At 64.9% G+C, this 18,397-nt stretch carries 16 protein-coding genes; 12 read left to right on the top strand and 4 right to left on the bottom strand.

From position 1 onward, the window contains the following. Window positions 1-140 precede the first annotated feature (140 nt). The 8 genes from ACQ4N9_RS24335 to ACQ4N9_RS24370 all read left to right on the top strand — a co-directional run bounded on the left by ACQ4N9_RS24335 (window position 141) and on the right by ACQ4N9_RS24370 (window position 9,904). Window positions 141-1,394 (top strand): serine hydroxymethyltransferase, encoded by a 1,254-nt coding sequence (locus ACQ4N9_RS24335; RefSeq protein ID WP_110992276.1) that lies wholly within the window; start codon window positions 141-143, stop codon window positions 1,392-1,394. Window positions 1,395-1,409: 15 nt separating this feature from the next. Then, on the top strand, window positions 1,410-2,660 hold the full coding sequence (locus ACQ4N9_RS24340) for a sarcosine oxidase subunit beta family protein (protein ID WP_110992277.1): 1,251 nt from the start codon (window positions 1,410-1,412) through the stop codon (window positions 2,658-2,660). Between the two features lie 16 nt (window positions 2,661-2,676). Further along, window positions 2,677-3,012, top strand: coding sequence for a sarcosine oxidase subunit delta (locus ACQ4N9_RS24345; protein WP_110992278.1), 336 nt, complete (start codon window positions 2,677-2,679; stop codon window positions 3,010-3,012). Beyond that, complete coding sequence (locus ACQ4N9_RS24350) at window positions 3,009-6,023, top strand: sarcosine oxidase subunit alpha (protein WP_390966249.1); 3,015 nt, start codon at window positions 3,009-3,011, stop codon at window positions 6,021-6,023. The genes ACQ4N9_RS24345 and ACQ4N9_RS24350 overlap by 4 nt, the downstream gene beginning before the upstream one ends. A gap of 179 nt (window positions 6,024-6,202) precedes the next feature. Further along, entirely contained in the window at window positions 6,203-6,835 is a 633-nt protein-coding gene (locus ACQ4N9_RS24355) for a sarcosine oxidase subunit gamma (protein ID WP_390966247.1), read from the top strand. Between the two features lie 13 nt (window positions 6,836-6,848). Further along, the gene (gene purU, locus ACQ4N9_RS24360) at window positions 6,849-7,706 is read left to right on the top strand and encodes a formyltetrahydrofolate deformylase (protein WP_323830147.1); all 858 of its coding nucleotides are present in this window, start codon (window positions 6,849-6,851) and stop codon (window positions 7,704-7,706) included. 250 nt (window positions 7,707-7,956) lie between these two features. Next, window positions 7,957-9,156, top strand: a complete 1,200-nt coding sequence (fdhA, locus tag ACQ4N9_RS24365; RefSeq protein WP_016393294.1) for a formaldehyde dehydrogenase, glutathione-independent — start codon at window positions 7,957-7,959, stop codon at window positions 9,154-9,156. Window positions 9,157-9,331: 175 nt separating this feature from the next. Then, window positions 9,332-9,904, top strand: coding sequence for a DUF2780 domain-containing protein (locus ACQ4N9_RS24370; protein WP_125857156.1), 573 nt, complete (start codon window positions 9,332-9,334; stop codon window positions 9,902-9,904). Window positions 9,905-10,043: 139 nt separating this feature from the next. Here the strand turns inward: ACQ4N9_RS24370 and ACQ4N9_RS24375 are convergent, their stop codons facing one another. Then, window positions 10,044-11,393 carry an APC family permease gene (locus ACQ4N9_RS24375; RefSeq protein WP_258644161.1) on the bottom strand — a complete coding sequence of 450 codons (1,350 nt, stop codon included), beginning with the start codon at window positions 11,391-11,393 and terminating at the stop codon, window positions 10,044-10,046. A gap of 217 nt (window positions 11,394-11,610) precedes the next feature. After that, entirely contained in the window at window positions 11,611-12,498 is an 888-nt protein-coding gene (locus tag ACQ4N9_RS24380) for an acyltransferase (RefSeq protein ID WP_390966243.1), read from the bottom strand. A gap of 182 nt (window positions 12,499-12,680) precedes the next feature. Here ACQ4N9_RS24380 and ACQ4N9_RS24385 point away from each other — a divergent pair, with 182 nt between their 5' ends. The 4 genes from ACQ4N9_RS24385 to creD all read left to right on the top strand — a co-directional run bounded on the left by ACQ4N9_RS24385 (window position 12,681) and on the right by creD (window position 16,937). Next, a complete protein-coding gene (locus tag ACQ4N9_RS24385; protein WP_125857160.1) occupies window positions 12,681-13,181 on the top strand; it encodes an ATP-dependent zinc protease family protein in 501 nt (166 codons plus the stop codon). A gap of 178 nt (window positions 13,182-13,359) precedes the next feature. Next, complete coding sequence (creB, locus tag ACQ4N9_RS24390) at window positions 13,360-14,040, top strand: two-component system response regulator CreB (protein WP_125462289.1); 681 nt, start codon at window positions 13,360-13,362, stop codon at window positions 14,038-14,040. Beyond that, window positions 14,040-15,473: a two-component system sensor histidine kinase CreC gene (creC, locus tag ACQ4N9_RS24395; RefSeq protein WP_125857161.1), complete on the top strand. Its 1,434-nt coding sequence runs from the start codon at window positions 14,040-14,042 to the stop codon at window positions 15,471-15,473. The genes creB and creC overlap by 1 nt, the downstream gene beginning before the upstream one ends. A gap of 135 nt (window positions 15,474-15,608) precedes the next feature. Next, entirely contained in the window at window positions 15,609-16,937 is a 1,329-nt protein-coding gene (gene creD / locus ACQ4N9_RS24400) for a cell envelope integrity protein CreD (RefSeq protein ID WP_390966240.1), read from the top strand. Between the two features lie 147 nt (window positions 16,938-17,084). Here the strand turns inward: creD and ACQ4N9_RS24405 are convergent, their stop codons facing one another. Continuing rightward, window positions 17,085-17,699, bottom strand: coding sequence for a glutathione S-transferase (locus tag ACQ4N9_RS24405; protein WP_390966238.1), 615 nt, complete (start codon window positions 17,697-17,699; stop codon window positions 17,085-17,087). 3 nt (window positions 17,700-17,702) lie between these two features. Further along, window positions 17,703-18,371 carry a peptide-methionine (S)-S-oxide reductase MsrA gene (gene msrA, locus ACQ4N9_RS24410; RefSeq protein WP_390966236.1) on the bottom strand — a complete coding sequence of 223 codons (669 nt, stop codon included), beginning with the start codon at window positions 18,369-18,371 and terminating at the stop codon, window positions 17,703-17,705. Window positions 18,372-18,397: the final 26 nt, after the last annotated feature.

An 18,397-nucleotide genomic window follows, 5' to 3' on the forward strand; every position in this document is an offset into this window, starting at 1 on the left:
AAACCCTGCAGCCAATGTCGTAAACGCGCCATTGCAAGGCGCGCGCAGGCATCTGTGCCCCCCGGCCCGGTCATACCATCGCTGCAAAGGGTGACAAGTCCCTCTACAGACAAGAAACGATCGCTGCCGGGAGATACATGATGTTCAGCAAGCAAGACCAGATCCAGGGTTACGACGACGCACTGCTGGCGGCGATGAATGCCGAGGAACAGCGCCAGGAAGATCACATCGAGCTGATCGCCTCGGAGAACTACACCAGCAAGCGCGTGATGCAGGCCCAAGGCAGCGGCCTCACCAACAAATACGCCGAAGGCTACCCGGGCAAGCGCTACTACGGCGGCTGCGAGCACGTCGACAAGGTCGAGGCGCTGGCCATCGAGCGCGCCAAGCAGCTGTTCGGCGCCGACTACGCCAACGTGCAGCCGCACTCCGGCTCGTCGGCCAACGGCGCCGTGTACCTGGCCCTGCTGCAGGCCGGCGACACCATCCTGGGCATGAGCCTGGCCCACGGCGGCCACCTGACCCACGGCGCCAAGGTGTCGTCCTCCGGCAAGCTGTACAACGCCGTGCAGTACGGCATCGACACCACTACCGGCCTGATCGACTACGACGAAGTCGAGCGCCTGGCCGTCGAGCACAAGCCGAAGATGATCGTCGCCGGCTTCTCGGCCTACTCCAAGACCCTCGACTTCCCACGCTTCCGCCAGATCGCCGACAAGGTCGGTGCCCTGCTGTTCGTCGACATGGCCCACGTCGCCGGCCTGGTCGCCGCTGGCCTGTACCCGAACCCGATCCCCTTCGCCGACGTGGTCACCACCACCACCCACAAGACCCTGCGCGGCCCACGTGGCGGCCTGATCCTGGCCAAGAGCAACGAAGAGATCGAGAAGAAGCTCAACGCCGCGGTCTTCCCCGGCGCTCAGGGCGGCCCGTTGATGCACGTGATCGCGGCCAAGGCCGTGTGCTTCAAGGAAGCGCTGGAGCCTGGCTTCAAGGCCTACCAGAAGCAGGTCATCGAAAACGCCCAGGCCATGGCCCAGGTGTTCATCGACCGTGGCTTCGATGTGGTCTCGGGCGGTACCGACAACCACCTGTTCCTGGTCAGCCTGATTCGCCAGGGCCTTACCGGCAAAGATGCCGACGCCGCCCTGGGCCGCGCGCACATCACCGTCAACAAGAACGCCGTGCCGAACGACCCGCAGTCGCCGTTCGTCACCTCGGGCCTGCGCATCGGCACCCCGGCCGTCACCACCCGTGGTTTCAAGGTGGCCCAGTGCGTGGCGCTGGCCGGCTGGATCTGCGACATCCTCGACAACCTCGGCGACGCTGACGTCGAAGCCGATGTGGCCAAGAACGTCGCCGCCCTGTGCGCAGACTTCCCTGTTTACCGCTGAGTGGAGTAAACGACCATGCAACGCTACTCGGGCTTCGGCCTCTTCAAACACTCCCTCAGCCACCACGAGAACTGGCAGCGCATGTGGCGCACGCCAACCCCTAAAAAGGTCTACGACGTGGTCATCGTCGGCGGTGGCGGCCATGGCCTGGCTACCGCCTACTACCTGGCCAAAGAGCACGGCATCACCAACGTTGCCGTGATCGAAAAAGGCTACCTGGGCGGCGGCAACACCGCCCGTAACACCACCATCGTGCGGTCCAACTACCTGTGGGACGAGTCGGCGCACCTGTACGAGCACGCCATGAAGCTGTGGGAGGGCCTGTCCCAGGACCTCAACTACAACGTGATGTTCTCCCAGCGCGGCGTGTACAACCTGTGCCACACCCTGCAGGACATCCGCGACTCCGAGCGCCGGGTCAACGCCAACCGCCTCAACGGCGTCGATGGCGAGCTGCTCAACACTGCCCAGGTCGCGGCCGAGATCCCCTACCTGGACTGCTCGAAGAACACCCGCTACCCGATCCTCGGTGCCACCGTGCAGCGCCGTGGCGGCGTGGCCCGCCACGATGCCGTGGCCTGGGGCTTTGCCCGTGCCGCCGACGCCCTGGGCGTGGACCTGATCCAGCAGACCGAAGTGATTGGCTTTCGTAAAGAGAACGGCGCCGTGATCGGCGTGGAAACCAACAAAGGCTTCATCGGCGCCAAGCGCGTCGGCGTGGTCACCGCCGGTAACTCCGGGCACATGGCCAGGCTCGCGGGCTTCCGCCTGCCGCTGGAATCGCACCCGCTGCAAGCCCTGGTATCGGAGCCGATCAAGCCGATCATCGACAGCGTGATCATGTCCAACGCCGTGCACGGCTACATCAGCCAGTCCGACAAGGGCGACCTGGTGATCGGTGCCGGTATCGACGGCTGGGTCGGCTACGGCCAGCGCGGCTCGTACCCGGTGATCGAACACACCCTGCAGGCCATCGTCGAGATGTTCCCCAACCTCTCGCGCGTGCGCATGAACCGCCAGTGGGGCGGCATCGTCGACACCTCGCCGGACGCCTGCCCGATCATCTCCAAGACCCCGGTCAAGAACATGTTCTTCAACTGCGGCTGGGGCACCGGCGGCTTCAAGGCCACCCCGGGCTCGGGCAACGTGTTCGCCGCGAGCCTGGCCAAGGGCGAAATGCACCCACTGGCCGCGCCGTTCTCCATGGACCGTTTCTACAACGGTGCGCTGATCGACGAACACGGCGCTGCTGCCGTCGCCCACTGACCCGGAGACAACCGTCATGTTGCATATTTTCTGTCCCCACTGCGGCGAGCTGCGCTCCGAAGAAGAATTCCACGCTTCCGGCCAGGCCCACATCCCGCGCCCGCTGGACCCGGCCGCCTGCTCCGACGAGGAGTGGGGCACCTACATGTTCTTCCGCGACAACCCGCGTGGCATCCACCACGAGCTGTGGGACCACGTTGCCGGCTGCCGCCAGTATTTCAACGTCACCCGTGACACCGTGACCTACGAAATTCTGGAAACCTACAAGATCGGCGAGAAGCCTCAAGTCACCGCTGCCGGCAAGCAAAGCGCGGCATCCGCGACCGCCAAGGGCCAAGGGGAAAAAGTATGAGCCAGACCTATCGCCTCGCCAGCGGCGGCCGTATCGACCGCAGCAAGGTGCTGAACTTCACCTTCAACGGCAAGACCTACCAGGGCTATGCCGGCGACAGCCTGGCTGCCGCCCTGCTGGCCAACGGCGTCGACATCGTCGGGCGCAGCTTCAAGTACTCGCGCCCCCGCGGCATCATCGCCGCCGGTACCGAAGAGCCGAACGCCATCCTGCAGATCGGCTCCAGCGAAGCCACCCAGATCCCCAACGTGCGTGCCACCCAGCAGGCGCTGTACGCAGGCCTGGTCGCCACCAGCACCAACGGCTGGCCGAACGTCAACAACGACGTCATGGGCATCCTCGGCAAAGTCGGCGGCAGCATGATGCCGCCGGGCTTCTACTACAAAACCTTCATGTACCCGAAATCGTTCTGGATGACTTACGAGAAGTACATCCGCAAAGCCGCAGGCCTTGGCCGTGCGCCGCTGCAGAACGATCCGGACAGCTACGACTACATGAACCAGCACTGCGACGTGCTGATCGTCGGCGCAGGCCCTGCCGGCCTGGCCGCCGCCCTGGCCGCCGCCCGCAGCGGTGCCCGGGTGATCCTGGCCGATGAACAGGAAGAGTTCGGCGGCAGCCTGCTCGACACCCGCGAAACCCTCGACGGCAAGCCCGCCGCCGACTGGGTCAACGCCGTGGTCAAAGAGCTGGAAAGCCTGCCGGAAGTGACCCTGCTGCCACGTGCCACGGTCAACGGCTACCACGACCATAACTTCCTGACCATTCACGAGCGCCTCACCGACCACCTCGGCGACCGCGCCCCGATCGGCCAGGTACGCCACCGTGTACACCGCGTGCGCGCCAAGCGTGTGGTGCTGGCCCCCGGCGCCCACGAGCGCCCGCTGGTGTACGGCAACAACGACGTGCCGGGCAACATGCTGGCCGGTGCGGTCTCCACCTACGTGCGCCGCTACGGCGTTGCGCCGGGCCGCAAGCTGGTGCTGTCGACCAACAACGATCACGCCTACCGCGCAGCGCTGGACTGGCACGACGCCGGCCTGCAAGTGGTGGCCATCGCCGACGCCCGCCACAACCCGCGTGGTTCGCTGGTTGAAGAAGCGCGTGCCAAGGGCATCCGCATCCTCACCTCCAGCGCCGTGGTCGAGGCCAAGGGCAGCAAGCACGTCACCGGCGCCCGTGTGGCCGCCATCGATGTGAAGGCACACAAGGTCACCAGCCCAGGCGAGACCCTCGAGTGCGACCTGATCGCCACCTCCGGCGGCTACAGCCCGATCGTCCACCTCGCTTCGCACCTGGGCGGTCGCCCGGTATGGCGTGACGACATCCTCGGCTTCGTGCCGGGCGATGCCCCGCAGAAGCGCGAGTGCGTCGGTGGCATCAACGGCGTCTATGCCCTCGGTGACGTGATTGCCGATGGTTTCGAAGGCGGCGCCCGCGCTGCCACCGAGGCCGGTTTCAAGGCCACCGTCGGCACCCTGCCGAAAACCGTGGCGCGCAAGGAAGAGGCCACCGTGGCGCTGTTCCAGGTGCCGCACGACAAGGGCAGCAAAGGGCCGAAGCAGTTCGTCGACCAGCAGAACGACGTCACCGCCGCCGGTATCGAACTGGCAACCCGCGAAGGCTTCGAGTCGGTCGAACACGTCAAACGCTACACCGCGCTGGGCTTCGGTACCGACCAGGGCAAGCTGGGCAACATCAACGGCCTGGCCATCGCCGCCCGTTCGATCGGCATCACCATCCCGGAAATGGGCACCACCATGTTCCGCCCCAACTACACGCCGGTGACCTTCGGCGCGGTAGCGGGCCGGCACTGTGGCCACCTGTTCGAGCCGGTGCGCTTCACCGCCCTGCATGCCTGGCACGTGAAGAACGGCGCCGAGTTCGAGGATGTCGGCCAGTGGAAGCGCCCGTGGTACTTCCCTAAAGCCGGCGAGGATATCCACGCTGCCGTGGCCCGCGAGTGCAAGGCCGTGCGTGACAGCGTCGGCCTGCTGGACGCCTCCACGCTCGGCAAGATCGACATCCAGGGGCCGGACGCGCGCGAGTTCCTCAACCGCATCTACACCAACGCCTGGACCAAGCTCGACGTGGGCAAGGCCCGCTACGGCCTGATGTGCAAAGAGGACGGCATGGTCTTCGACGACGGCGTGACCGCCTGCGTCGGCGACAACCACTTCATCATGACCACCACCACCGGCGGCGCCGCCCGTGTGCTGCAGTGGATGGAGCTGTACCACCAGACCGAATGGCCGGAGCTGAAGGTGTACTTCACCTCGGTCACCGACCACTGGGCGACCATGACCCTGTCCGGCCCCAACAGCCGCAAGCTGCTCAGCGAGCTGACCGACATCGACATGGACAAGGAAGCCTTCCCGTTCATGACCTGGAAGGAAGGCAATGTCGGCGGCGTGCCGGCCCGGGTGTTCCGCATCTCGTTCACCGGCGAGCTGTCGTACGAAGTGAACGTGCAGGCCAACTACGCCATGGGCGTGCTGGAGCAGATCGTCGAGGCTGGCAAGAAGTACAACCTGACCCCGTACGGCACCGAGACCATGCACGTGCTGCGTGCCGAGAAGGGCTTCATCATCGTGGGCCAAGACACCGACGGCTCGATGAACCCGGACGACCTGAACATGAGCTGGTGCGTGGGCCGCAACAAGCCGTTCTCGTGGATCGGCCTGCGTGGCATGAACCGCGAAGACTGCCTGCGCGACAACCGCAAGCAGCTGGTGGGCCTCAAGCCGGTCGACCCCAAGGTGTGGCTGCCGGAAGGCGCCCAGCTGGTGTTCGACCCCAAGCAACCGATCCCGATGGACATGGTCGGCCACGTCACCTCCAGCTACGCGGCCAACTCCCTGGGCTATTCGTTCGCCATGGGTGTGGTCAAGGGCGGCCTCAAGCGCATGGGCGAGCGGGTGTATTCGCCACAGGCCGATGGCAGCGTGATCGAGGCGGAAATCGTCTCCGCGGTGTTCTTCGATCCGAAGGGTGAGCGGCAGAACGTTTGATCCCGGCTCTTGTGGGGGCAGGCCAGGCCTCATCGCTGGCAAGCCAGCTCCCACAGGACCGGAGCAAATTTCGGAATTCACGCGGTCCCTGTGGGAGCTGGCTTGCCAGCGATAGGGCCGGTGGATTCAGTCGAGAAGCCGCGTCGCTTCGACGAACAAGAATTCAAGGCAGGTAAGAAATGAGCGCTATCAACGTCTTCCAGCAAAACCCCGGCCCTGATGCCAAGGCTCAGTCGCCACTGCACCACGCCGACCTGGCCAGCCTGGTCGGCAAGGGCCGCAAGAACGCAGGCGTGACCCTGCGCGAGAAGAAATTCCTCGGCCACCTGACCATTCGTGGCGACGGCCACGACCCGGCCTTCGCCGGCGCCGTGCACAAGGCCCTGGGCCTGGAGCTGCCGGTGGCCCTGACCGTGGTCGCCAACGGCGACACCTCGCTGCAATGGATGGGCCCGGACGAGTTCCTGCTGATCGTCCCCGGCGGCCAGGAAGTGGAAATCGAGAACAAGCTGCGTGCAGCCCTCGACGGCCAGCACATCCAGGTGGTCAACGTCAGCGGCGGGCAGACCCTGCTCGAGCTGCGCGGCCCCAACGTGCGCGACGTGCTGATGAAATCCACCAGCTATGATGTTCACCCGAACAACTTCCCGGTGGGCAAGGCCGTGGGCACCGTGTTCGCCAAGTCGCAACTGGTGATCCGCCGCACCGCCGAAGACACCTGGGAGTTGATGATCCGCCGCAGCTTCTCCGACTACTGGTGGCTGTGGCTGCAGGACGCATCGGCCGAATACGGCCTGGCCATCGAAGCCTAAAGGAGTACACAGCATGAGTCGGGCACCGGACACCTGGATTCTCACTGCCGACTGCCCGAGCATGCTCGGCACCGTCGATGTGGTGACGCGTCATCTCTACGAGCAGCGCTGCTACGTCACCGAGCACCATTCCTTCGATGACCGGCTGTCGGGGCGGTTCTTCATTCGCGTGGAGTTCCGCGCCCCGGACGGCTTCGACGAGGGCGGCTTTAGGGCCGGCCTTGCCGCGCGCAGCGAAGCCTTCGGCATGGCCTTCGAGCTGACCGCACCGCATCACCGCCCCAAGGTGGTGATCATGGTGTCCAAGGCCGACCACTGCCTGAACGATCTGCTGTACCGCCAGCGCATTGGCCAACTGGCCATGGACGTGGTCGCGGTGGTGTCCAACCACCCCGACCTCGAGCCCCTGGCCCACTGGCACAAGATCCCTTACTACCACTTTGCCCTCGACCCCCACGACAAGCCGGGGCAGGAGCGCAAGGTGCTGGACGTGATCGAGCAGACCGGTGCGGAGCTGGTGATCCTCGCCCGTTACATGCAGGTGCTGTCGCCCGAGCTGTGCCGCCGGCTGGACGGTTGCGCGATCAACATCCACCACTCGCTGCTGCCGGGGTTCAAGGGCGCCAAACCGTACCACCAGGCCTACAACAAGGGCGTGAAGATGGTCGGTGCCACCGCGCACTACATCAACAACGACCTCGACGAAGGGCCGATCATTGCCCAGGGCGTCGAGGTGGTGGACCACAGCCACTACCCCGAGGATTTGATTGCCAAGGGGCGCGATATCGAGTGCCTGACCCTGGCACGGGCGGTGGGGTATCACATTGAGAAGCGGGTGTTCCTGAACGCCAATCGCACCGTCGTTCTTTAAACACCTGCGCTGGCCCTTTCGCGGGTAAACCCGCTCCCACAGGTTCCATGCAATACCTGTGGGAGCGGGTTTACCCGCGAAAGGGCCGGCACATTTTCAACTGCCGCAAAAAGACATCCCCCTGTCGCAACCAGTCACTGCGACATCCCCCATCAGGCCCACAATTCCTGCATTCCAGAAACACATGCCGCCCATGGATGGCGGCGCTTCAACCAACGCTGCATAAATACAAATCAAGCGAGGTAAGAGCATGTCTGGCAATCGTGGAGTGGTGTATCTCGGCGCTGGCAAGGTCGAAGTACAGAAGATCGACTACCCGAAAATGCAGGACCCGCGCGGCAAGAAGATCGAACACGGCGTCATCCTCAAGGTGGTCTCCACCAACATCTGCGGCTCCGACCAGCACATGGTCCGTGGCCGCACCACTGCCCAGGTCGGCCTGGTACTGGGCCATGAAATCACCGGTGAAATCGTCGAGCTGGGCCGTGACGTCGAGCGCCTGAAGATCGGTGACCTGGTGTCCGTGCCGTTCAACGTCGCCTGCGGCCGCTGCCGCTCGTGCAAAGAGATGCACACCGGCGTGTGCCTCACCGTCAACCCGGCCCGCGCCGGTGGCGCCTACGGTTACGTCGACATGGGCGACTGGACCGGCGGCCAGGCCGAATACGTGCTGGTGCCTTACGCCGACTTCAACCTGCTGAAACTGCCGGACCGCGACAAGGCCATGGAGAAAATCCGTGACCTCACCTGCCTGTCCGACATCCTGCCAACCGGTTATCACGGTGCCGTGACTGCCGGCGTTGGCCCAGGCAGCACCGTTTACGTAGCCGGTGCCGGCCCGGTCGGCCTGGCCGCCGCCGCGTCTGCCCGCCTGCTGGGCGCCGCCTGCGTGATCGTCGGCGACCTCAACCCGGCCCGCCTGGCCCACGCCAAGTCCCAGGGCTTCGAGGTGGTCGACCTGTCCAAGGACACCCCGCTGCACGAGCAGATCGTCGACATCCTCGGTGAGCCAGAAGTGGACTGCGCCGTCGATGCCGTAGGCTTCGAGGCCCGTGGCCACGGCCACGAAGGCGCCAAGCATGAAGCGCCAGCCACCGTGCTGAACTCGCTGATGCAAGTCACCCGTGTGGCCGGCAGCATCGGTATCCCTGGCCTGTACGTGACCGAAGACCCGGGCGCAGTGGATGCTGCTGCCAAGATCGGCGCGCTGAGCATCCGCTTCGGCCTGGGTTGGGCCAAGTCGCACAGCTTCCACACCGGCCAGACCCCGACCATGAAGTACAACCGCCAGCTGATGCAGGCGATCATGTGGGACCGCATCAACATCGCCGAAGTGGTGGGCGTGCAGGTGATCAACCTCGACCAGGCGCCGGAAGGCTATGGCGAGTTCGATGCCGGCGTGCCGAAGAAATTCGTGATCGACCCGCACAAGATGTGGGGCGCGGCGTAACGGATGTGAAGTGAAAAGAGCCCCTCTTGCCGAGGGGCTTTTTCATGCCTGCTTGCGCCATGCTGCGAGGTATCGTCCAGCCCGAACAGCGCCGACAATCGGCCCGGAACAAAGGTTCAAACCTCCAGTCAAACCCCTCGTTTCCCGGCCATTCCGGCCGACGAGGTCCCTCCCGATGAAAGCATTCACCCTGGCAACCCTGATGACCCTGGCCGCAAGCCCGGTGTTCGCCTTCAACCTCAGCGACGTCGCCAACGCGGTATCCGCCACGCAAAACCAGGAGCAGGGCGCCCAGGTGCAGGCACCTGCGGCCCAGGCCAACCTGCTCAACACCTTGGGCAGCGAGTTGAAGATCACCCCCGAGCAGGCCATCGGCGGCGCCGGGGCGATGCTGGGGTTGGCGCGCAACAACCTCAGCGGCGATGACTACGGCCAGTTGACCAAGGCCGTGCCGGGGCTGGACTTGCTGTCGGGTGCCAGTGCATTGGGCGGGTTGAGCGGCCTGGGGCAGTTGCTGGGCAACGGCAAGACCGACTCGCCGCTGGGCAATGCGCTGGGTGGTGAGGTGCAGAACCGCAACGACCTGGATACCGCGTTCAAGGCGCTGGGCCTGGATACCGGGATGATCGGGCAGTTTGCGCCGTTGATCCTGCAATACCTGGGGCAGCAGGGGATTGCCGGGTCGTTGCTGCAGAACCTGGGGAATTTGTGGGCAACGCCGGCGCCGTTGGCCCAGCCATCGGTCTGAGGGGTTTGCAGGGCCGCTGCTGGCCCTATCGCCGGCAAGCCGGCTCCCACAGAGAAATCACCGTCCTTAAGTGCTGCGGTGAAACTGTGGGAGCCGGCTTGCCGGCGATGAGGCCGGTGCAGCCAGCACACATTTACCGTCAGGCGACTTCGGAGAAGTCCACCAGGCTCACTGGGCGACGGAAGCCAGCGGTCAGCACGGCCAAGTAGGCAAGCCCCAGGGCAAACCAGCAAAGGCCAATCACCAAGGTCAGCGCCGACAGGCTGGTCCACAGCCACAGGGTCAAGCCCAATCCCACCAGCGGCACCGCGCCATAGCGCAGCAACCCCTTGAGGTTGCGATGCGCGCTTTCATTCACCAGGTGCGTCTTCACCACCGCCAGGTTCACCGCCGAGAACGCCACCAGCGCGCCGAAGCTGATCAGCGAGGCCAGGGTGGCCAGGTCGATCACCAACGCCAGCAGCGAGAACGCCGACACCAGCAGGGTGGCGAACACCGGTGTGCCGAAGCGCGGCGACAGATAGCCAAAGCTGCGCTGCGGCAGCACACGGTCGCGGCCCATGGTGAACAGGATGCGCGACACCGCCGCCTGCGAGGCCAGCGCCGAGCCCAGGCTGCCGGCGACGAAGGCGGCGGTGAAGAAGTTGGCGAGGAACTGCCCGCCGGCCTTGAGCATCACTTCGTTGGCCGCCGCATCGGCGTTGGCGAAGTGGCTGCCCGGCAGCACCAGCTGGCTGACATAGGCCAGCACGGTAAACAGCAGGCCGGCGCCCAGGGTGGTGAGGATGATCGCCCGGGGCACGTCGCGGCGGGCGTCCTTGCATTCTTCGGCCAGGGTGGAGACGGCGTCGAAGCCGAGGAACGACAGGCACAGCACCGCCGCCCCCGCCATCAACGCACCAAAGCCCGGTGCGCTGCCATCGCCGCGCAACGGCGCCAGCAAATCCACCGGCTGCCCGGCCAGGCCCTGCCACGACAGGGCGACGAACACGCCGATGAAGACAATCTGCGCGCCGACGATCAGGTTGCTGGTCTTGGCCACCGAGTGGATGCCGATCACGTTGAGCACCGTCACCAGGGCGATCGAGGCCAGCACGATGGCCCAGGCCGGGATGGCCGGGAAGGCGATGTTGAGGAACAGCCCGATCAGCAGGTAGTTGATCATCGGGATGAACAGGTAATCGAGCAGCAGCGACCAGCCGGCCAGGAAGCCCACGTTAGGGCCGAAGGCCATGTTGGTGTAGGAGTACGCCGAGCCCGCGACGGGGAAGCGGCGGACCATGAAGCTGTAGGAGGTGGCGGTGAACAGCATGGCCAGCAGGGTGACCAGATAGGCGCCGGCAGTGCGGCCGCCGGTCAGCTCGGTGACGATGCCGTAGGTGGTGAAGATGGTCAGCGGGACCATGTACACCAGGCCGAAGAACACCAGGGCGGGCAGGCCCAGGACACGGCGCAGTTGCGCGGGGGCGGAGCAAGGTTGGGTTGCCATCGATCGATCCTGGCTTTTTTGTAGTTGTGGTTGATCGATTTTTATCCACCAGGGCGGGTGGTGACAAACAAAGAGTTGCTAATGTCGATTATTAATCTGGATTTTAATCGGGAATTTGCGTTTTTTTTGCTGGCCTCTTCGCGGGTAAACCCGCTCCCACAGGGGGCGCCGCTGTCCCTGTGGGAGCGGGTTTACCCGCGAAGAGGCCGGACCAGGCTTAGCGCATCTCAGCCCGCAGTTCCTCGATCCGCTGGTCCTTCTCCACCCACAGCTGGTTCACCCAAGCCTGCACCGTCTGGCGAAACTCCGGGTCGTTCTCGTAATCCCCCGCGCACAGCGCCGGGTCCAGCTCACGCACGCGAATGTCGATGATCACCCGGCTGATGCTGCCGTTGAGCAGGTCCCAGAACCCCGGGGCCTTGTTGCCCGGGTAGACGATGGTCACGTCCAGCAACGCATCGAGCTGTTCGCCCAGCGCCGCCAGCACAAAGGCCACGCCGCCGGCCTTGGGTTTGAGCAGGTGGCGGTAGGGCGACTGCTGCTGGGCATGCTTGGCCTGGGTGAAGCGGGTGCCTTCGAGGTAGTTGACCACGGTCACCGGCTGGCGCTTGAACAGCTCGCAGGCGGCCTTGGTGATTTCCAGGTCCTTGCCTTTGAGCTCCGGGTGCTTGTCGAGGAAGGCCTTGCTGTAGCGCTTCATGAACGGGTAGTCCAGCCCCCACCAGGCCAGGCCCAGCAGCGGTACCCAGATCAGCTCCTTCTTGAGGAAGAACTTGAAGAACGGCACGCGGCGGTTGAGGCTTTCGATCAGCGCGGGGATATCGACCCAGGTCTGGTGGTTGCTGATGCACAGGTACGAGGTGTCCTGGCGCAGGGTGTCGACGCCGCGCACCTCCCATTGGGTGGGGATGCACAGGGCGAAGATGGCCTTGTCGACTTCCGACCAGCTTTCGGCCATCCACATCACCCCGGCGGAGGCATAGTCGCGCCCGCGCCCGGGCAGCACCAGCTTGAGCAGGGCGAAAACCAGCAGCGGGCCGATCATCACCAGGGTGTTGAGCAGCAGCAGGGTGGTGGTGAGCAGGCCGGTCAGCAGGCGACGCATAAGGGAACTCTTGTTGTGTGAAAGGTACGGGCGGCAATGATAAGCAGCCCAGGGGCCTACGCCAAACGTCGTACGTCCATTAAGTGGCACAAATGTTTCACATTGTGTTGTTTAACCTGTGGCAACGAACCTATCCTGCCCGCGCAGTCTAAGCACTGACCCCTCTCAAGGAAGCCTGCCCCGTGAAACCCTTGCTTGCCCTGCTGTCCCTGCTGGCGTTGCCGGTCATGGCCGCCGAGCCCACGCTCTACGGCCGTTACGAGAACATCAAGTTGCCGGAGATCGGCGAAACCCTGAAAGCCAAGATGGACACCGGTGCCTACACCGCGTCGTTGTCGGCCAAGGATATCGAGCTGTTCAGCCGTGACGGCAAGGAATGGGTGCGCTTTCGCCTGGCGACCAAGGACGCCGATGGCAAGGTTTACGAGCATGAGGTTTCGCGCATCAGCAAGATCAAGAACCGCGCCGACGAGGACGAGGAGGGCGATGCCCCCGAGCTGTCCCGCCGCCCGGTGGTCGACCTGGAGCTGTGCCTGGGTGACGTGAAGCGCACCGTTGAGGTCAACCTGGTCGATCGCAGCAACTTCAACTATCCGTTGCTGGTCGGCGCCAAGGCGTTGAAGAAGTTCAAGGCAGCGGTGAACCCGGCGGAGAAATTCACTGCGGGCAAGCCGAGCTGCTGAGTCTTCAGTAACCTCACCGGCCCCTTCGCGGGTAAACCCGCTCCCACAAGATTGGGCGATTCCTGTGGGAGCGGGTTTACCCGCGAAGAGGCCGGTGCGCACAACCCACATCCCGCTGCTTGCCACGGCCCTTGAATCCCCTAAGAATCCAGCTTTGCCCCCAGCAAGGCCGGACGCCATGCCCCACATCCTCATCGTCGAAGACGAATCCGCCATCGCCGACACCCTGGTGTACGCCCTGCAGGCCGACGGCCACAGCACCGAATGGGTGACCCTGGGCAGTGCCGCGCTCGAGCAGCAGCGCCTGCGCCCGGCGGACCTGGTGATCCTCGACATTGGCCTGCCGGACATCAGCGGCTTCGAAACCTGCCGCCAACTGCGCCGCTTCACCGAGGTGCCGGTGATGTTCCTCAGTGCCCGCGACGCCGAGATCGACCGCGTGCTGGGCCTGGAAATCGGTGCCGACGATTACGTAGTCAAACCGTTCAGCCCGCGCGAAGTGGCGGCCCGGGTCAGGGCGATCCTCAAGCGCATGGCGCCACGCAGCGAGCCGGCCACCGACAGCACGCCGTTCCAGCTCGACAGCCTGGCCATGCGTATCGTCTATCGCAGCCAGGCGCTGGCGCTGACCCGCCACGAATTCCGCCTGCTGCAATGCCTGCTCGAACAACCGCGGCGGGTGTTCAGCCGTGAGCAATTGCTCGATGGCCTGGGCGTGGCCTCGGACGTGGGCTACGAACGCACCATCGACAGCCATATCAAGAGCCTGCGCGCCAAGCTGCGCCAGGTGGCCGCCGACGCCGAACCGATCCAGACCCACCGCGGCCTGGGCTACAGCTACAGCCCGGAGCACGCCTGATGCGCCTGGGGATTCGCATCTTCCTGGTGTATTTCCTGTTCGTCGGGCTGGCCGGTTATTTTCTGCTCAATACCGTGCGCGAACAGATCCGCCCGGTGGTGCGCCAGTCCTCCGAGGAGACATTGGTCGACACCGCCAACCTGCTGGCGGAAATCCTCCATGACGACGTCAAGCACGGCACCCTGAACCAGAGCCGCCTGTCGCAGGTGCTGCAGTCCTACGGCGAGCGCCGCCCCAGCGCGCAGATCTGGGGGCTGGCGAAGAACCAGGTCAGCCACCGCATCTATGTCACCGACGCCAAGGGCATCGTGTTGCTCGATTCCAGCGGCCAGGCCCTGGGCAAGGACTATTCGCGCTGGAACGATGTCTACCTCACCCTGCGCGGGCAGTACGGCGCGCGCTCGACCCGCAGCGACCCGGACGACGAAAGCACTTCGGTGATGCACGTGGCGGCGCCGATCCTCGATGACGGGCAGATCATCGGCGTGGTGACGGTGGCCAAGCCCAACAGCTCGCTGCAACCCTACATCGACCGCTCCGAGAAGCGCCTGCTGACCCTTGGGCTTGGGTTGATCGTGCTCGGTCTGTTGGTCGGCGCGGCGCTGTCGTGGTGGCTGACCCGTTCGCTGCGCCGGCTCACCCACTATGCCCAGGCGGTCAGCGAAGGCGAGCGCGCCGCCTTGCCGCACTACAAGGGCGGCGAGCTGCAGCAGCTGGCCACGGCGGTGGAGCGCATGCGTACGCAGCTGGAAGGCAAGGCCTATGTCGAGCGCTACGTGCACACCCTTACCCATGAGCTGAAGAGCCCGTTGGCGGCGATCCGCGGCGCCTCGGAGCTGCTCCAGGGCCCCATGCCGGACGAGCAGCGGGCGCGCTTCGCCGGCAATATCGAGCGTGAGAGCGAGCGCCTGCAGCAGATGATCGAGCGCCTGCTCAACCTGGCCCGGGTCGAGCAGATGCAGGCGCTGGAAGACGAACAGCAGGTGGCGTTGGCGGCGCTGGTCGATGAACTGCTGCTGGCCCATGGGGCGCGTATCGACAATGCCGGCTTGCAGGTGCGCCAGCGGGTGCCGGTAGATATGCGCCTGTGGTGCGACCCGTTCCTGATGCGCCAGGCGCTGGCCAACCTGTTGGACAACGCCCTGGACTTCACCCCGCAGGGCGGCGCCTTGCTGTTCGAGCTGGAGCGCGAGGGCGAGCGGGTGGCGCTGAGCCTGTTCAACCAGGGGCAGGCGATTCCCGAGTACGCGTTGGGGCGGGTGAGCGAGCGGTTCTATTCACTGCCAAGGCCGGATACCGGGCGCAAGAGCACCGGGCTGGGGTTGAACTTCGTCGCCGAGGTGATGCAGCTGCATGGGGGTTCGCTGGCGGTGGACAACGTCGAGGGTGGGGTGCGGGTGCGGCTCTGGTTGCCGGTGCGACGCTTCAGCTGACGGCAACCGTGGGAGCGGCGCACCGCCGCTCCCACGGTTGCCGCACATGCAATCTCCACACAATCTCCACATTCCCTCCCTGAGGGCTCCACGCAGCGGGCAGACACTGGCCCCATCGCACACGGAGCCTCACCCATGAACAAGACCCTCGGATTCAAGCTCGGCACCATCGCCGTGCTGATCCTGCTGTTACTCATCCCGCTATTCATGATTGGCGGCCTCATCGACGAACGGCAGAGCCTGCGTGACGATGTGTTGCGCGATATCGCCCGCAGTTCCAGCTTCGAGCAGCAGATCAGCGGCCCGATGGTGGTGGTGCCCTACCGTAAGTACGAACGCCGCTGGATCGAAAAGGACGGCCAGAGCGTTCAGGAAACCTACACCCTCAATGGCAACCTGTACTTCCTGCCGGAAACCATGGATGCCGACATCGGCGTGGAGACCGAGCTGCGCGCCCGTGGCATCTACCAGGCCCGGCTGTTCCACGCCAAGGGCAGCATCAAGGGCCGTTTCAAGCTGCCCGAGCGCTGGGGCATCGACAAGGACTACGATGACTACCGTTTCGACAAGCCGTACCTGGTGGTGGGCATCAGCGATATCCGCGGCATCGAGAGCGGCCTGGAGCTGAAGTTCGACGACCAGCAACTGGCCTTCGAGGCCGGCACCGGGTTGGACTGGATGCGCGCCGGGGTGCATGTGCCGCTGCCGCAGCTCGATGGCCAGCAGGCACGGGCCTTCGACTACGGCTTTGATATCGCCCTGCAGGGCACCGGCCAGCTGCATGTGTTGCCGGTGGGCCGCAGCAGCAGCGTGGCCATGCGCGCCAACTGGCCGCACCCCAGCTTCATCGGCAGCTACCTGCCGACTCGTCGCGACATCGACGACACCGGCTTCACCGCCCACTGGCAGACCTCGTTCTTTGCCACCAACCTGGAAGACGCTCTCGACCAGTGCGTCAGCCCGCAGTCATGCAACGTGTTCCTGGGCACCACCTTTGGCGTGAGCTTCGTCGATCCGGTCGACCAGTACCTCAAGAGCGAGCGGGCGATCAAATATGCGTTGCTGTTCATTGCCCTGACCTTCGCCGGCTTCTTCCTGTTCGAGGTGCTCAAGGGCCTGAGCGTGCACCCGGTGCAGTACATCCTGGTAGGCGTGGCGCTGGCATTCTTCTACCTGCTGTTGCTGTCGCTGTCGGAGCACCTGGGGTTTGGCCTGGCCTATGGGCTGTCGGCGTCGGGGTGTGTGCTGCTGATTGGCTTCTACCTGGCGCATGTACTGCGCAGCCTGGGGCGCGGGGTGGGCTTTGCGGCGGGGCTGGCGGCGTTGTACGGCATGCTTTATGGGCTGCTCAGTGCCGAGGACTATGCGCTGTTGATGGGCTCGTTGCTGTGCTTCGGGCTGCTGGGGGCGTTCATGGTGCTGACCCGTCGGTTGGACTGGTCGCGGGTGGGGAGGTTGGGATGAGGGAGGATCGCGAGATAGGGCGGTGGTTGGCCCTTAAAATTGGGCTGCTGTTTCCTGTGATACCGAGGTAAGGCATTCGCGGGTAAACCCGCTCCCACAGGTTTGTCGCTAACCTGTGGGAGCGGGTTTACCCGCGAAGGGGCCCGGTCAGGCTACCGGCACAGTCGCCAGCATCGACGCCCGCTGGCTCACCTCGGCATACCACGCCGCCAACCCAGGCTGCTGCTCACGCCATCCGAAATCAGGTTGGCGCAGGTCCAGATACCCCAAGGCACAAGCCACGCCAATCGCCGCCAGGTCAAACCCCGAAGCCAGCTCCGCCAGGTGCTCGTGTTCAAGGTTGGCCAGGCTGCGACGGATCTTCTCGCCTTGTGCCTGGACCCAGCCATCCCACTGCTTGTCCGCCGGGCGCAGGAAGGTTTCGTAGCGGGTACCCACCGCGGCATCCATGATCGCGTCGGCCTGGGAGACCAGGGTCAGCCGGCGCCAGCGCGCCGAGCCTTCGCGGGGCAGCAGCGGGTTGCCGACATGGCGGCTGTCGAGGTACTCGCAGATCACCCGGCTGTCATGCAGCACACTGCCGTCGTCCAGGCGCAGGGCCGGGATCTTGCCGATCGGGTTGCCCTCATTGAGCTGCTCGTCACCGCTCACCGGGCTGATGTTCACGCCTTGCAGGGTGACGTCGCCCAGTTGCCCGGTCTCGTGCAGCACCACCATGACCTTGCGCACGAACGGCGACAACGGCGAATGGAACAGGATCATGGCTCAGTTACCTTGCAGGCTGGGTGGCAGGCACACGCCCAGGCCGCCGATACCGCAATAGCCTTCGGGGTTCTTGGCCAGGTACTGCTGGTGGTAGGCCTCGGCGAAGTACACGGTCGGTGCCTGGTCGATCTCGGTGGTGATCTCGCCGTAGCCGGCCTTGCCCAGTTCGGCCTGGAAGGCATCGCGGCTGGCCTTGGCCTCGATCAGTTGCTGCGGCGAGGTGCAGTAGATGGCCGAGCGGTACTGGGTGCCGATGTCGTTGCCCTGGCGCATGCCCTGGGTCGGGTTGTGCAGCTCCCAGAACATCGCCAGCAGTTCGTGGTAGCTGACCCGGTTCTTGTCGAACACCACCAGCACCACTTCGGTGTGGCCGGTCAGGCCCGAGCAGACTTCTTCGTAGGTGGGGTTGGGGGTGAAGCCGCCGGCATAGCCGACCACGGTGCTGACCACGCCTTCGCGCTGCCAGAAGCGGCGCTCGGCGCCCCAGAAGCAGCCCAGGCCGAAGATCGCGAAGTCGATGTCGCCCTCGAAGAACGGGCCGAGCAGCGGGGTGCCTTCGAACACGTAGTGGAACTCGGGCAGGGTCATCGGGGTTTCGCGGCCAGGCAGGGCCTGTTCCGCGGTGGGCAGGACGTTTTTGTTCACCAGGATTTCCGAACGCAGGGTCATGGCCGTTCCTCTGTGTTTTTTCAGTG

The sequence above is a fragment of the Pseudomonas sp. ES1 genome, assembly GCF_050586605.1.
GTDB lineage: Bacteria > Pseudomonadota > Gammaproteobacteria > Pseudomonadales > Pseudomonadaceae > Aquipseudomonas > Aquipseudomonas sichuanensis.

Bases quoted from the DNA above. Each gene is read 5' to 3' on its own strand.
- fdhA (WP_016393294.1), top strand. From the start codon at position 7,957: ATGTCTGGCAATCGTGGAGTGGTGTATCTCGGCGCTGGCAAGGTCGAA.
- creC (WP_125857161.1), top strand. From the start codon at position 14,040: ATGCGCCTGGGGATTCGCATCTTCCTGGTGTATTTCCTGTTCGTCGGG.
- ACQ4N9_RS24345 (WP_110992278.1), top strand. From the start codon at position 2,677: ATGTTGCATATTTTCTGTCCCCACTGCGGCGAGCTGCGCTCCGAAGAA.
- ACQ4N9_RS24370 (WP_125857156.1), top strand. From the start codon at position 9,332: ATGAAAGCATTCACCCTGGCAACCCTGATGACCCTGGCCGCAAGCCCG.
- creD (WP_390966240.1), top strand. From the start codon at position 15,609: ATGAACAAGACCCTCGGATTCAAGCTCGGCACCATCGCCGTGCTGATC.
- ACQ4N9_RS24375 (WP_258644161.1), bottom strand. From the start codon at position 11,393: ATGGCAACCCAACCTTGCTCCGCCCCCGCGCAACTGCGCCGTGTCCTG.
- ACQ4N9_RS24405 (WP_390966238.1), bottom strand. From the start codon at position 17,699: ATGATCCTGTTCCATTCGCCGTTGTCGCCGTTCGTGCGCAAGGTCATG.
- creB (WP_125462289.1), top strand. From the start codon at position 13,360: ATGCCCCACATCCTCATCGTCGAAGACGAATCCGCCATCGCCGACACC.
- ACQ4N9_RS24380 (WP_390966243.1), bottom strand. From the start codon at position 12,498: ATGCGTCGCCTGCTGACCGGCCTGCTCACCACCACCCTGCTGCTGCTC.
- msrA (WP_390966236.1), bottom strand. From the start codon at position 18,371: ATGACCCTGCGTTCGGAAATCCTGGTGAACAAAAACGTCCTGCCCACC.
- ACQ4N9_RS24350 (WP_390966249.1), top strand. From the start codon at position 3,009: ATGAGCCAGACCTATCGCCTCGCCAGCGGCGGCCGTATCGACCGCAGC.
- ACQ4N9_RS24355 (WP_390966247.1), top strand. From the start codon at position 6,203: ATGAGCGCTATCAACGTCTTCCAGCAAAACCCCGGCCCTGATGCCAAG.
- ACQ4N9_RS24335 (WP_110992276.1), top strand. From the start codon at position 141: ATGTTCAGCAAGCAAGACCAGATCCAGGGTTACGACGACGCACTGCTG.
- purU (WP_323830147.1), top strand. From the start codon at position 6,849: ATGAGTCGGGCACCGGACACCTGGATTCTCACTGCCGACTGCCCGAGC.
- ACQ4N9_RS24340 (WP_110992277.1), top strand. From the start codon at position 1,410: ATGCAACGCTACTCGGGCTTCGGCCTCTTCAAACACTCCCTCAGCCAC.